This is a genomic window from Streptomyces sp. MS191, from assembly GCF_008042125.1.
Lineage (GTDB): Bacteria > Actinomycetota > Actinomycetes > Streptomycetales > Streptomycetaceae > Streptomyces.
Map to the genome: position 1 here is coordinate 424,326 of NZ_RDBI01000066.1, position 13,061 is coordinate 437,386.

The following is a 13,061-nucleotide window of genomic DNA, read 5'->3' on the forward strand; positions in this document are numbered from 1 at the left end:
GGGCTTGTCAGTGGACCTCCGGTGGTGTGGGGGATGTGCGGGGCTTGGGGATGCCGAGGTCGACCGCGGGTCGCTGGGCTCGGCGTTGGGATTCCTCGCGTTTGGTGCGGAGGAAGGTGAGGGTGAGGTCGATGCCTTCGATCTCGCCGATCCAGCCTTCGAACTCGGCTCGCGCTCGCCGGGCGAGCAGGTCCTCTTCCAGCTCCATGAGGCGGGGGATCATCTTGGGGTTGACGTGGAGCATCGGGCAGCGGACGCACGCGTGTTCGTGCTGGCAGGGGGTGCCGTAGGGGCGCCCGCAGGTCCCGAGTTCGACCTTGCGGCGGTCGAAGTGCTCCTCGAACTCGCTCCACTCCTGCGGGGTCGTGTCGCGGTACTCGCCGGTTGGTCGGACCTGGCGGCGGTGGTGCAGGTGGGCCTGGTAGTGGCGGACGACGTCTGCGTCGAAGACGGCGACGTAGCCGCGCGTGGTCTGGATGTTCAGGTGGCCGAGCAGCGCCGCGCCGATGTGGATGGGCAGCCCGCTGTTGACGAGTTCGGTGGCGAAGATCCGGCGGAAGTCGTGGGGGGTGAACTTCACGTCGCGGAAGGCCGGGTTGGTCTCGGCGAGGCTCTCGCAGCGGCGGCTGATCATCCGCTGGATGGCAGCGGTGCTGAAGACCACGGGGGTGGCGCCGTTCTGCCTCTGGAAGAGGAAGGGCATCGGCGCGCTCCAGACCTTGTCGTGGTTGTCGTAGCGGCTGACCAGCGGGATTGTCCGTCCGTGGCGGGTGTGCCGACGGATGATGGACGCGATGACGTGGAAGAGCTCAGCGGACATCGGGATGACGCGTTCCCGGTCGGTCTTGGACGGTGCCACCACGAGCAGGGCGATGACCTCGCCGTTCGCGCGCTGGTACTGGCGGATGCTGAGGTGGGTCAGCTCGCACAGTTCCTCGATGCGGACGCCGGAGTGCCGTAGTGCCTCCACGCTGGACCAGTCCCAGAACGCCGCTTCCTCGTCCGTGCCGATGTGGATGAGCCGGCCGCTGTCTTCGTTGCGGACCCGGGTGGGGACCGGGTCACCGTGCCGCAACAGCTTGTAGTCGGGCTCGGTGATCACGCGGCGGTAGGTGGTCCCGTGGTGGGTGAAGACTTCTCTGTCCGCGGCCTTGTCGGCGCGTTCGAGCAGGCTTCGGGCCTGGTCGTAGCGTTCTTCGACGTGTGCGACCAGCAGGGGGAGAAGGGGCTGGCGCTGGCGGGTGCGGTCGGCGGTCCGCTCGTTAATCCGGCGCCGGCGGGTGCCCAGGCCGTGGAGTTCTCCGGGCGGCACGGGGCAGGGCGCGACCCATGCCGCCCAGCGCTCAGGTTCCTCGGCGGCCCAAGTGTGCAGGTCGTAGTAGAAACTGCGGACGGTGATGACGATGCCGTCCTGACCGGCCCGGGGCTGCCCGTTGTCCTTGAACTTGATCGTCTGGCGCCAGGCGGAGTAGAGGTCGGGGCTGAKCCGCAGGTCAGCCTGGCCGGGATTGAGCCGCTCGATGCCCTCCCAGAAGTGATGCACCAGAGCGAGGACCAGGGCCTTGATGGTCGAGTAGTCGCTGTCGGCCCGGCGCCGCTGGAGGTAGTCGATCAGCAGATCGCGGACGGCCGCGTTGCGGATCGGGTATCGGTCGACGAGTTCCTCGATGGTCCGCTGCCCGCGCAGCAGGGCCGCCCGCATCGTGGCCGGAGTGTCCGCTGGGAAGTGGCCCATGGTGTGCAGGGCATTCCACATGCTGTGCCCGATCAGCCGGTTGGACACGGTGTTCCCCGGCTGGAGACGGCATCGGGCCCGCCGGTTCTCCTGCGCGAAGAACAACACCGAGGCCGGCGTGACATCGGCCAGGGCGACCCCTTGCGCGGCCAGCAGATTGCACAGGTCCAAGACGGCATCGCGCTGATGGACGTGACGCAGTGGCAGAGCGGCCACGTGGTCGACGTACTGGTCCAGCAGCCGATCGCTCTGGGCCCCGACGAACATCGCCGAGAAGCCCTGCAGCGTGTTGAGGCGGAAGACCAGCTGGGACGGCTGGATCACTCGAAGGCAGTACAAGGCCCGGATACCGGGCGTCACGGCGAGGCCGGTTGACCGGCGCGAGCCGATCGAGCTTGCCTGGACCAGACCCTGGCCGACGAGGCTGGAGTCCCAGCGCTGCTGCCAGGTGTTCCCGACGAATCCGCTCAGGTAGTCCAGCACCATGCGGGTGGCCTGGCCGCGCTGGTAGCGGGTGACCTCGGCCGCGTCGCCCCTCACCCCCGCGGCCAGCCGTGCGATGTCTGCCGCTGGGGCGGTCGACAGGTCCCCGAAGGGCCTGGGCGGCGTGGATGCCCGCGCCGGCTCCGGTTCCATTGGTCCGCCGACGAACCGGCTGGGGAAGGTCATCCCTTCTGCGACCGGACCATGCCTGCGGCTGACCCCTGTTGTGCGGCTGACCTGCGGCTCAGCCACCGAACACCGCCTTGATGTCCTCGGCGGCGTAGCCCGTCGGATACGTGGTCTGGGGCCTCGGCGCCGCGTAGTGCTCGGTCAGCTTGTCGAAGATCTCCTCGACCCGCGCCGTCAGGTAGCGGCTGGTGGTCTGGATGTTGGCGTGCCGCATGATCGCCTGGACCTCGACCGGCGTCAGCGTGCCGCCGTTGGCCATGCGCGACGCCGCCGTGTGCCGGAGATCGTGCAGCGTCCAGTTCGTGCCCAGCACCTCGTTCGCCCGCTGCATCACCCGGCGCATCGCCCAGTAGGACAGCGGCCGGCTCGCTCCCCGCCGTGTACGCCACAGCGGCTCGCCTCTCGGTGGCGTGCCGATCTCGTCGAGGTAGCGGGCCAGCCGCACGAATGCCTGCGGCGACGCGGGGACCGCTTCGCGCTCCCGGGTGCCCTTCGAGATGACGTAGATCCTTTGTCCGGCCCAGTCCACGTCGTCCACGCCGACGCCGAGCAGTTCCACGGCGCGGGCGCCGCTGGAGACGTAGAACTCCAGCAGGGCTCGGTCCCGCTCGCAGCCCATCTGCTCGAACAGGTCGTCCCAGAGCCGGTCGGGAACCGACCGCGGTGGCCGGTCAGCGACCTTCTGACGCAACCGGGCACGACCGACCACCGGATACGGTTCCAGCGGGCTGCGGTGCGCAAGCGCCCGGCGGCGCTGCGGCGACATCGGAACCGGATTGACCACCGGCCCGGCGCCCTGGTGCGCGTGGAACTCGTAGAACCCGCTGACCACCGACAAGGCGTGGTTGATCGTCCTGGGCGCGTATCCGGCCCGCAGGCTCTGTTTGCCTGTTCGAAGGTTGACCGCCCCCGGCGCCCCGCCTCCAAGCACGGACCGGCGCCGCTGCGGATTCGCAGAGGTCCGCAGCCACCCCGCTAGCACGGCGACCTCGGCCTCGGTGGCCTTCTCCCAGGACACACCGAGCAGCCACAGCAGCCGGAACCACCGCAGCAGCCCGTACCCGTAACTCCGCACGGTCAGGTCGCTGCAGTCGTTCAGCGCCAGGTCCCGCAGGTAGGCCGTGACAGGCTCGACCTCATCGTCGTACGCGTTCACGACGACGTACGGCGGGTGAACTCCCCGGGCGGGGAACACAGCCCCTACCCGGGGGAGCTCCGCCCGGCCCTCCATGAGCTCATATCGCAGTTCCACATGCCCTCCTCGTCGATCAGCTCGTCCAGCACGCTGGTCAACGAGGGAGGTTGGTGCAGATAACTGTGCAAATCCCCCACATCGCCTTTATGGATACGCAGGTCACAGGGGCCCGACTCGCTGGAGTCGGGCCCTGGCGTTTTCCCGTGCTGGGAGGGTGCTGGGATTTCTGACGGGTTGTCACTCGTGTGGTCGAGCTGCGGACGGTCATCAGTGGTACGTTATTCGGTACCACTTGATAGAGGGAGTCATCCATGTCGATAACTGCGAGTGAAGCGCGCAAGGCTCTCTTTCCGCTGATCAAGAAGGTCAACGACGATCACGAGGCCATCGAGATCGTGTCCAAGCACGGCAATGCCGTACTTGTCTCGGCGGACGACTACGCGGCGCTGCGCGAGGGCTCATACCTGCTGCGCTCGCCCGCGAATGCACGTCGCCTGCTCAAGGCGTACGAGAACGCCCTGGGCAACATCAACGTCTCGGAGCGCGAGCTGATCGATCCCGATGCGGCGGAACCCGTCGAGGGCGCTGCGTGAGGCTTGTCTTCGAGGATCAGGGCTGGGAGGACTACACGTCCTGGCTCAAGAACGACCGCAAGATGCTTGCTCGGATCAACAGGCTCATCGAGGACGTCAAGCGAGACCCGTTCACGGGGATCGGCAAGCCCGAGCCGCTGAAGTATCACCTGCCTGGAGCGTGGTCGCGGCGGATCGACGACGAGCAACGCCTCGTCTATCTGGTCACGGACAAGGAGATCGTCATCCTCGCGGCCCGGTATCACTACTGACACGGGGGACGCCCAGGTGACCTGGCGAGTGGTTCGGCCGGCCGGCAGTCCCGCCTCACGTTCCGCGAGCGAGGCGGGAACACACCAGAGGAGCCAGAGCCCGATCTCGTGAACGAACCCACCGCATGGGCAAGCCCCGGGGAACTGGGGCCGAAGGGGTGCGAGTCAGGCGACGGGCGACGCGCACGCCAGGAACGGCCCGGCCGCCCTGCTCCACGACTCGCCCCGTGCGAGTGCGGCTGCTCCCTCCGTACGCAGCGACTCGACGACGGGCGAGAGGAAGTCCGTACGCCAGTGTCGTACGGCTTGCTCCTGCATCCCGCTCGCGTCGACGACCGCACCCACCTTCGCTTCGAGCACGGCCACGCCCTCTGCGATGTCTTCACCGGTCCACTCGTCCATGCGGTCGGCCACCAGGGCCCAGGTCAGCTTGATCATGCGCCGGATCGTAGAGGCGACGGGGGCGAACAGGGAGAGGTGGTGGGGGACGGGGTGTGACCCCTTGGGCCCGGCGTCACCGCGGCCTCGTCTCAGCGGCGCAGATTTCGCCACGGTTCCGGACCCGGGCCGTCCCGTCGTCCCCGGCGGGCGCGCGACGCCGGCTCTCCGGTTCGGGGCGGGTGGCCTCGGCGTGGTGGGAGGATGCGGGGGAGCGTGAGCGAGGGGCGGGGAACGTGGGTCGTGGCGAGCGGGACGTGGTCGCGCGGGGAGCGCGGCTGGACGAGGCGGCACGCGCGCTGGTCGACGACCACGGCAGGGCGGTCCAGGCGGTGCGGACGGCCCTGAAGCCGCTCCACGACGAGGCGGTGCGGCAGGAGCTCGACGCCATCCCCGTCGCACGGCTCCAGGACGTGACCGAGGGGCGGCTGCGGCTCGGGAGCGTCGAAGGGAGCGGGCTGCGGACGGTCGGCCAGGTGCTCGACGCCGGCCCCTACCGGCTGCGGCAGATCCCCGGTGTCGGCCGGCGCACCGTCGACCAGATCCTCGCCGCCGCGCGCAGGCTGTCCGAGGCCGCGTACGAGACCGTCGCCGTCCACATCGACGTCGACCGGCCCGAGCCGCGTACCACCGCGCTCGTCATCGCCCTGCACGTCCTGGTGGAGGCCGGTCCGGACGCCCGGCGCGCGGTCGACGCCGCCGGTGGTCTCGCCGTACGGCTCGGTCCGCTGCTGGCGGACGCCGGGCCGGCCGCCGGGCGGGTCCGCATGCTGCTGGCCGGCCGGGACGGCAGGGCCCGTGCGCTGGCGGCGGTCGGGGAGCTCCGGACCGTGGTCGAGGAGGCGGACCACGCGGGCATCCCGGGCCTGCTCGCCCAGGCCTCGGTGGACCTTCTGCGCGGGTCCGCGGGAGACGTCGCGGCCTGGGTCGACTTCGAGCTCCGGTCCGCCGAGTACTACAGCCTGCTGGCCGAGATCTCCGGCGAGGTGCCCGACCCGGCCGCCGCCGAGGGCTTCCTGCCGGAGGAGGTCGCCGAGCGGGTCAGGGGCCAGCACCTGGACGACACACACCGGCGCGTGTCCCTGCGCGGCTACCAGGCGTTCGGTGCGCGGTTCGCCCTCGCCCAGCGCAAGGTGATCCTCGGCGACGAGATGGGTCTCGGCAAGACCATCCAGGCGATCGCCGCGCTGACGCATCTCGCCGCCGAGGGCCAGAGCCATTTCGTGGTCGTCTGCCCGGCGAGCGTCCTGGTCAACTGGACCCGGGAGATCGAGGCCCGGAGCGCCCTGCGGGTGATGCCCCTGCACGGTCCCGACCGCCACGAGGCGTTCGCCGACTGGAAGGGGCGGGGCGGGGTCGCGGTCACCACCTTCGACGCGCTGCGCGGGTTCCCCGCCCCGGGAGGAGGGGAGGTCGGGATGCTCGTCGTCGACGAGGCGCACTCCGTCAAGAACCCCAAGACCCTGCGGTCCCAGGCGGTCGCCCGGTGGACGGAGCGCTGCGGGCGCACCCTCTTCATGACCGGCACCCCGATGGAGAACCGGGTGGGCGAGTTCCGGAACCTGGTGCGGATGCTCGACCCCGCGCTCGCGGACTCCCTGGGTGAGAGGGACGCGACGGCCGGGTCGGTCGCCTTCCGCAAGGCCGTGGCCCCGGTGTACCTGCGGCGCAACCAGGAGGACGTCCTCGCGGAGCTGCCCAGTCTCCAGCGGATCGAGGAGTGGGAGGAGCTGAGCGCCTCGGACGAGGAGGCCTACCGCGAGGCCGTGCGGGCCGGCAACTTCATGGCCATGCGGAGGGCCGCGTACGCGAGCCCCGCGCGATCGGCCAAGCTGAACCGGCTGCGGGAGATCGTGCGCGAGGCGCGCGAGAACGGGCAGAAGACGGTGGTCTTCTCCCACTTCAAGGACGTCCTCGGCGTGGTGCGGGAAGCGCTGGACACCGGCTCGGCGGACGACGGCCCGCTGTTCGGGCCGCTCACCGGAAGCGTCCCGCCCGGTCGGCGGCAGCTGCTCGTCGACGAGTTCACGCAGGTCACGGGGCCGGCGGTGCTGTTCGCGCAGATCCAGGCGGCGGGCGTGGGCCTGAACATGCAGGCCGCCTCGGTCGTCGTCCTCTGCGAACCCCAGATCAAGCCGACCCTGGAGCACCAGGCGGTGGCCCGGGCGCACCGCATGGGTCAGGTCAGGTCGGTCCGGGTGCACCGCCTGCTCGCCACCGGCGGGGTGGACGAGCGGATGGTGCGGATGCTGGAGGACAAGGACCGGCTGTTCGACGCGTACGCCCGCCGCAGCGCGGTCGCGGAGGCCACCCCGGACGCGATCGACGTCTCGGACGCCGACATCGCGCGCCGGATCATCGAGGAGGAGCAGGCCCGGCTGGGCGTGAGCGGTGCCGAGTCCGCCCGGTCGCGGAAGGATCCGGAGGCGTCCGAGACGCGGCAGTGAGCGGAGCCGGTCAGAGCATGACGAACCCGCCCCGAAAGCTGCCCGTGCCCCGCGCGCCCGCCCGCGTCACGCGTACCGTCCGTGCCCCGCGTACCGCCCGCGTCACGCGCCCGGCCGGTTCCTACGCCAGTTCCTCCGGCAGCAGGCCCAGCTGCCCCAGGAACTCCATCTGGTCGAAGTACAGCCGGTAGCTGACGATCCGGCCGTCCTTGACCTGGGCGAAGTCGACCCCGCGCAGCCGTATCTCCTTGCCGGTGGCCGGGAGCGTCTCCCCGGTGGGGAGCTGGATCGGGCCCGTGTTCCGGCCGCTGTAGAGGCCCTCGTCGATGGCCGTGTCGCCGAACTCGAAGGACGCCGAGGGCGTGAACGTCGCGTCCGGTACGGACTCCGTCATCGTGCGCCAGTACGCGACGATCGCCTCCCGGCCGTGGAGCTCGCCGTCGTCCGGCGTGATCGCGACCGCGTCGGCGGCGAAGAGGTCGGCGACGACCTTGAGGTCCTGGTTCGTGGTGAGCGATTCGGTGAGGCGGTCCATGACCGCGCGCGCCTCTCCCATGATCCACCTCCTGGTAGGGATCCGGGTGGTTGGCATCCGCTCGTCCTTCCATCTTCCCACCGGGAAGCCCGGGGCGGGAGTCGGCGTTGGCCCTCTCGGGAGGTGCCGCCTCCCGCCTGATCCACGGATGCGAACGGAGTTCCCATGTCGTACCCCGAGCCCAGGTATCACGGTGAGAAGGGTGAGGTCAGCGCGGCGTACCGGCCCGCGGGGACGCCCGCCGAACTCACCGCGGCCAACGGGTCGCAGACCCACTACCTCGCCACGACGGCTTCCACGCAAGGGGAGTTCGGGCTCTACCGCGTCGACATGGCGCCCAGGGCCGGCGGCCCGAGCACGCACTTCCACAAGACGATCTCCGAGAGCTTCTTCATCCTCGACGGGACGGTCCGGTTGTACGACGGCGCGCGGTGGGTGGACGCGCGGAAGGGCGACTTCCTCTACGTGCCGACCGGCGGGCTGCACGCCTTCCGCAACGACTCCGACGACCCGGCCTCGATGCTGCTGCTCTTCGCGCCGGGCGCGCCCCGGGAGGAGTACTTCGAGAAGGTGTCGACCGTCGCGGCGATGTCGGAGGAGGAGCGGGCGGAGTTCTTCCTCCGGCACGACACCTACTGGACCGACTGATCCCGCCGCCGGCTACTGGACCGACTGAGCCCGCCCCTGCGGGACCGGCTGAGCCCGCCGCCGGCTACGGGGCGGCCGCACCCGCCGCCAGGCCCGTCTTGGCGCCCGCGCCGCACAGGGGGACGACGGACAGGCCCGGCCGAGGCGCGGCGCGCACGGCCGCCCAGCAGGCGACGCCCGTCGACTCGACGAACAGGCCCCGGCGGGCCAGGTCCAGCTGGGCGGCGCGGATCTGGTCCTCCGTCACGGTCAGGAACGTCCCGCCCGTGTCGCGCACGGCCCGCAGGATCTGGTGGGCGCGGGGCGGGTTCGGGATGGCGATGCCCTCGGCCAGGGTGGGGCGCGGCGCGGCGGGGGCCGACAGTTCCTCCGCGCCCGCGTGGAAGGCCTTGGCCAGCGGGGACACGGCCTCGGCCTGGACGGCGACCAGGGCCGGGCGGGTGTCGACGAGGCCGTGCCGGTGGAGTTCCGCCACCGCGAGGGCGGCGCCCAGCAGCAGGGTGCCGTTGCCGACGGGCAGCACGAGGGAGTCGGGGAGCCGGCCGCCGAGCTCCTCCCACAGTTCGTAGACGTACGTCTTCGTGCCGTGCAGGAAGTGCGGGTTGTACACGTGCGAGGCGTAGAAGGTGCCGGGCTCGTCGGCCGCGGCGCGTGCCGCGCGGGCGGTGTCCTCGCGGTCCCCGGGGACGACCGTCAGGCGTGCTCCGTGGGCCCTGATCTGCTCCAGCTTCTTGGGGGAGGTGCCGTCGGGGACGTAGACGACGCAGTCGAGGCCGGCGCGGGCGCAGTAGGCGGCGACGGCCGTCCCGGCGTTGCCGCTGCTGTCGGCGAGGACGCGCCGTACGCCGCCGCCTCGGGTGAGGCGGCGGGCGAGTTCGACGAGCATCACCGCGCCGCGGTCCTTGAAGGACAACGTCGGCATGAGGTAGTCGAGTTTGGCCATCACGGTGTCCGCGGCGGCGAGGGCCGAGGTGCCCGGCGTGGTCAGGGGGACGAGCGGGGTCCGGCCCTCCCCGAGGGTCACGTGGGGGATCTCGGTCGCCAGTGGCAGCGCCTCCTCGTAACGCCACAATGAATTCACGCGTGACGTCAGGGACTTGAGTGACAGGGGTGCGCTGTTGAATTCCAGGTCCCACGGTCCCCGGCACTTCGGACAACACCAGGTGAGAGCGTCAGCGGGGGCGTGGACCTGGCAGCGGGGACACACGTAGGCCGTCATGGTGATCAGCATGACAGCCGTGTGGCGCCCTCGTTTCGTGGCGCTCGGAACCCTTGTGGGATTCCTATGGATCCGTCAATCTTTCGCTCGGCAGCCGGATGTGGGCGGCCGGTGGGGCATCTCGCGGTGTTCCCCGGTTGAAGTTTTGACATGTCCCTGCCGTACCCCCACAGCAACGCACCACCTATGAGGAGGACCCCTCACATGTCAGTGATGCGTGATGCGCGGCGCAGACTCGCCGCCTCCGGTGCCATGGCCGTCGCGGCCCTGACCCTCGGCGCCGTCTCGGCGCTGCCGGCCGTCGCCGCCCCCACCGCGCCGGAAGGCGTGATCCAGAACGCCGGCGCCCCCGGCACGGTCGCGGGCAGCTACATCGTCACCCTCGACGAGTCCGCCCAGGCCGAGACGGCACGGGGCCGGGCGGTCGCGGCCGAGTACGGCGCGAAGATCAGGAAGACGTACACCTCGGCCCTCAACGGCTACTCCGTCGAGCTCTCCGAGGCGCAGGCGAAGAAGCTCGCCGCCGACCCCGCGGTCGCCTCCGTCGTGCAGAACCGCGTCTTCAGGGTCAGCGGCACGCAGCCCTCCCCGCCGTCGTGGGGCCTGGACCGGATCGACCAGAAGGCCCTGCCGCTGAACCAGAGCTACACCTACCCGGACAGCGCCGGCCAGGGCGTGACGGCGTACATCATCGACACCGGTGTCCGCATCACCCACAGCGACTTCGGCGGGCGGGCCTCCTACGGCTACGACGCGATCGACAACGACAACACGGCCCAGGACGGCCACGGTCACGGCACGCACGTCGCCGGCACGGTCGCGGGCTCCTCGTACGGCGTCGCGAAGAAGGCCAAGATCGTCGGCGTCCGGGTCCTCGACAACTCCGGCTCCGGCACGACCGAGCAGGTCGTCGCCGGCATCGACTGGGTGACGCGGAACGCCGTGAAGCCGGCCGTCGCCAACATGAGCCTCGGCGGCGGCATCGACACGGCCCTCGACACGGCCGTCCGCAACTCCATCGCCTCGGGCGTCACCTACGCGGTGGCCGCGGGCAACGACAGCTCCAACGCCTCCAACTACTCGCCGGCGCGCGTCTCCGAGGCGATCACGGTCGGCTCCACGACCAGCACCGACGCCCGTTCCAGCTTCTCCAACTACGGCAGCGTGCTGGACATCTTCGCCCCCGGCTCGTCCATCACCTCGTCCTGGAACTCCAGCGACAGCGCCACGAACACCATCTCCGGCACGTCGATGGCGACCCCGCACGTGGCCGGCGCCGCCGCGGTCTACCTCGGCGACAATCCGACGGCGACCCCGGCCCAGGTCTCGACGGCGCTGACGACGGCCGCGACGCCGAACGTCGTCGGCAGCCCCGGCACCGGCTCCCCGAACAAGCTGCTCTTCGTCGGCGGCGGCACGACCCCGCCGCCCGGTCCGAAGTTCGAGAACACGACGGACTACGCGATCAACGACAACGCGAGCGTCGACTCCCCGGTGACCGTGAGCGGCGTCGCGGGCAACGCCCCGGCCGCGCTCCAGGTGCCGGTGAACATCGTGCACACCTACATCGGTGACCTCCGTGTCCAGCTGGTCGCGCCCGACGGCACGGTGTACACGCTGAAGGCCTACGGCACCGGCGGCAGCGCGGACAACATCAACACCACGTACACCGTGAACGCCTCCTCGGAGGTCGCGAACGGCACGTGGAAGCTGCGGGTCAGCGACAACGCGAACTACGACACCGGGAAGATCGACTCCTGGGGTCTGCAGTTCTGACCGGTAGCGGTCGATTCGAGGGGCGGTCGCCGGTGGGCGGCCGCCCCTTCGTCATGGGCCGCCCCGGCGTACCGGCCCCGTGCCCCCACCACGTACGATGCGCGCCCGATCGCCTGTTCGCATCCCCGCCCCCACAGGAGCACGTACTCGTGGAGCCCTCCCAGCCGCCGCAGGATTCCCCGCCTCCCCAGCAGGGCCGGCCTGCCCCGGAGCCGTCGAACCCGATGGGGGCCGCGCCCGGCGCGGGGACACCGCACACCGCACCCGGCCCGTACGGACCCGGCCCCTACGCCCCGGGTCCGTACGCTCCCTACGGCCCGTACGGACCCGGGGGTCCGGGCGGGCCCGGCCCCTACGGCGCTCCGGCGCGCTCCACCAACGGCATGGCCGTCGCCTCGCTCGTCGCCGGCATCGTGTGCTGCCTCCCGCCCCTCGGCCTGATCCTCGGTCTGGTCGCGCTGCCGCAGATCAGGAAGAAGGACCAGGCGGGCAAGGGCCTCGCCGTCACCGGCATCGTCCTCTCCGTGGTCAGCTGCCTGCTGATCGTCTCCGGCCTCGTCAGCGGGGGCTTCCGCGAGGCGTGGGACGGCTTCCGCAAGGGCATGGAAGAGGCCGGCCGCTCCCAGTCCACCTTCGAGCTGCGCAAGGGCCAGTGCTACGACGTCGACGGCGAGGTGGAGGCGCTCACGTCGGACGTCCGGATCGTCGACTGCGCGCGCGAGCACGAGGGCGAGGTCACCGGCAGCTTCGAGCTCACCGGCACCACCTGGCCGGGCGAGACGAAGATCGACTCGATCGCCGAGGACCGCTGCGAGGACATCAGCTACTCCTACGCCCTGGACTACCTGGCGATCCCGGACGACGTGTGGACGTTCTACTACTACCCGAGCAAGGCCAGTTGGCGTACCGGCGACCGCGTCGTGACCTGCTCGTTCATCGTCGACGGGGGCAAGCCGATGAAGGGCTCGGTGCGCCGGGACGAGACCACGCTCGGCGCCGACCAGGTGCTCTTCCTGAAGAGCACGAACTCGATCGGCGACGCCCTCGAGAGCGAGCCGGAGGAGGACGCGGACGAGGACCTCGACGGCAACAAGGCGTGGGCGGGCAAGGTGCGCGGTGCCCTCACCGCCGCGAGCCGGGGCCTGAAGGGCCACTCCTGGCCGGGTGCCTCCGCGGCGCCCGTCGCGGATCTGACCGAGGAACTGGACGCGGCGGCCGCGAAGTGGGACAAGCTGGCGAAGGCGGCCGACGAGGACGTCTTCTGGGAGCACTACGACGCGGCCTACGAGTTGACCGTGTGGAGGGCGGAGCGGCGGGTGCGGGCGGCTCTGGGCCTGGCCACCACGGGGCCGGAGACGGGCGCGAACGCCTGAGCCGGCAGCCGCCGGCGTCCGTACGGACGGGGCCGGGTCTCCGCTCGGGAGACCCGGCCCCGTCGTCCGCGGGCCGGGACGGTGTGCCCGGTGCGGCGGCCCGTGACCGACCGCCGTCGCGGTCCGCACCGCCGGTGGCGGGCCGGCCCGCGGTCCGTGGCGGCGCGACGGGGGAGCGT

The 13,061-nt window shown here is 71.0% G+C and carries 11 protein-coding genes; 6 read left to right on the top strand and 5 right to left on the bottom strand.

Going from position 1 to position 13,061, the window contains the following annotated elements; all coding sequences use genetic code 11:
• Positions 1-7: 7 nt before the first annotated feature.
• Both EAO71_RS30545 and EAO71_RS30550 read right to left on the bottom strand, forming a co-directional pair.
• Positions 8-2,275, bottom strand: a complete 2,268-nt coding sequence (locus EAO71_RS30545) for a tyrosine-type recombinase/integrase (RefSeq protein WP_315986621.1) — start codon at positions 2,273-2,275, stop codon at positions 8-10.
• Between the two features lie 187 nt (positions 2,276-2,462).
• Positions 2,463-3,659 carry a tyrosine-type recombinase/integrase gene (locus EAO71_RS30550; protein WP_187282886.1) on the bottom strand — a complete coding sequence of 399 codons (1,197 nt, stop codon included), beginning with the start codon at positions 3,657-3,659 and terminating at the stop codon, positions 2,463-2,465.
• A 254-nt stretch (positions 3,660-3,913) separates the two neighbouring features.
• On the opposite strand from EAO71_RS30550, the gene EAO71_RS30555 reads away from it, so the two are divergent.
• Together EAO71_RS30555 and EAO71_RS30560 are read left to right on the top strand one after the other, a co-directional pair.
• Positions 3,914-4,195 (top strand): type II toxin-antitoxin system Phd/YefM family antitoxin, encoded by a 282-nt coding sequence (locus EAO71_RS30555; RefSeq protein WP_147981027.1) that lies wholly within the window; start codon positions 3,914-3,916, stop codon positions 4,193-4,195.
• Positions 4,192-4,446, top strand: a complete 255-nt coding sequence (locus EAO71_RS30560; RefSeq protein WP_147981028.1) for a Txe/YoeB family addiction module toxin — start codon at positions 4,192-4,194, stop codon at positions 4,444-4,446. Before EAO71_RS30555 ends, EAO71_RS30560 begins: the two co-directional genes overlap by 4 nt.
• A gap of 165 nt (positions 4,447-4,611) precedes the next feature.
• Here the strand turns inward: EAO71_RS30560 and EAO71_RS30565 are convergent, their stop codons facing one another.
• Positions 4,612-4,884, bottom strand: a complete 273-nt coding sequence (locus tag EAO71_RS30565) for a hypothetical protein (RefSeq protein WP_147981029.1) — start codon at positions 4,882-4,884, stop codon at positions 4,612-4,614.
• Between the two features lie 236 nt (positions 4,885-5,120).
• Here EAO71_RS30565 and EAO71_RS30570 point away from each other — a divergent pair, with 236 nt between their 5' ends.
• Complete coding sequence (locus EAO71_RS30570) at positions 5,121-7,331, top strand: DEAD/DEAH box helicase (protein WP_187282887.1); 2,211 nt, start codon at positions 5,121-5,123, stop codon at positions 7,329-7,331.
• Positions 7,332-7,452: 121 nt separating this feature from the next.
• On the opposite strand, the gene EAO71_RS30575 is transcribed toward EAO71_RS30570, so the two are convergent.
• A complete protein-coding gene (locus tag EAO71_RS30575) occupies positions 7,453-7,887 on the bottom strand; it encodes an ester cyclase (RefSeq protein ID WP_147981030.1) in 435 nt (144 codons plus the stop codon).
• 144 nt (positions 7,888-8,031) lie between these two features.
• On the opposite strand from EAO71_RS30575, the gene EAO71_RS30580 reads away from it, so the two are divergent.
• Complete coding sequence (locus EAO71_RS30580; RefSeq protein ID WP_147981031.1) at positions 8,032-8,514, top strand: cupin domain-containing protein; 483 nt, start codon at positions 8,032-8,034, stop codon at positions 8,512-8,514.
• Between the two features lie 64 nt (positions 8,515-8,578).
• Here the strand turns inward: EAO71_RS30580 and EAO71_RS30585 are convergent, their stop codons facing one another.
• Positions 8,579-9,745, bottom strand: a complete 1,167-nt coding sequence (locus EAO71_RS30585; RefSeq protein ID WP_147981032.1) for a threonine synthase — start codon at positions 9,743-9,745, stop codon at positions 8,579-8,581.
• A 192-nt stretch (positions 9,746-9,937) separates the two neighbouring features.
• Between EAO71_RS30585 and EAO71_RS30590 the strand changes: the two genes are divergently transcribed.
• Together EAO71_RS30590 and EAO71_RS30595 are read left to right on the top strand one after the other, a co-directional pair.
• Positions 9,938-11,509, top strand: a complete 1,572-nt coding sequence (locus tag EAO71_RS30590; protein ID WP_147981033.1) for a S8 family peptidase — start codon at positions 9,938-9,940, stop codon at positions 11,507-11,509.
• Between the two features lie 149 nt (positions 11,510-11,658).
• Complete coding sequence (locus EAO71_RS30595) at positions 11,659-12,882, top strand: DUF4190 domain-containing protein (RefSeq protein ID WP_147981034.1); 1,224 nt, start codon at positions 11,659-11,661, stop codon at positions 12,880-12,882.
• Positions 12,883-13,061: the final 179 nt, after the last annotated feature.

Coding starts and splice junctions, on each gene's coding strand:
- EAO71_RS30555 (WP_147981027.1), top strand. CDS start 3,914: ATGTCGATAACTGCGAGTGAAGCGCGCAAGGCTCTCTTTCCGCTGATC.
- EAO71_RS30565 (WP_147981029.1), bottom strand. CDS start 4,884: ATGATCAAGCTGACCTGGGCCCTGGTGGCCGACCGCATGGACGAGTGG.
- EAO71_RS30575 (WP_147981030.1), bottom strand. CDS start 7,887: ATGGGAGAGGCGCGCGCGGTCATGGACCGCCTCACCGAATCGCTCACC.
- EAO71_RS30580 (WP_147981031.1), top strand. CDS start 8,032: ATGTCGTACCCCGAGCCCAGGTATCACGGTGAGAAGGGTGAGGTCAGC.
- EAO71_RS30585 (WP_147981032.1), bottom strand. CDS start 9,745: ATGCTGATCACCATGACGGCCTACGTGTGTCCCCGCTGCCAGGTCCAC.
- EAO71_RS30590 (WP_147981033.1), top strand. CDS start 9,938: ATGTCAGTGATGCGTGATGCGCGGCGCAGACTCGCCGCCTCCGGTGCC.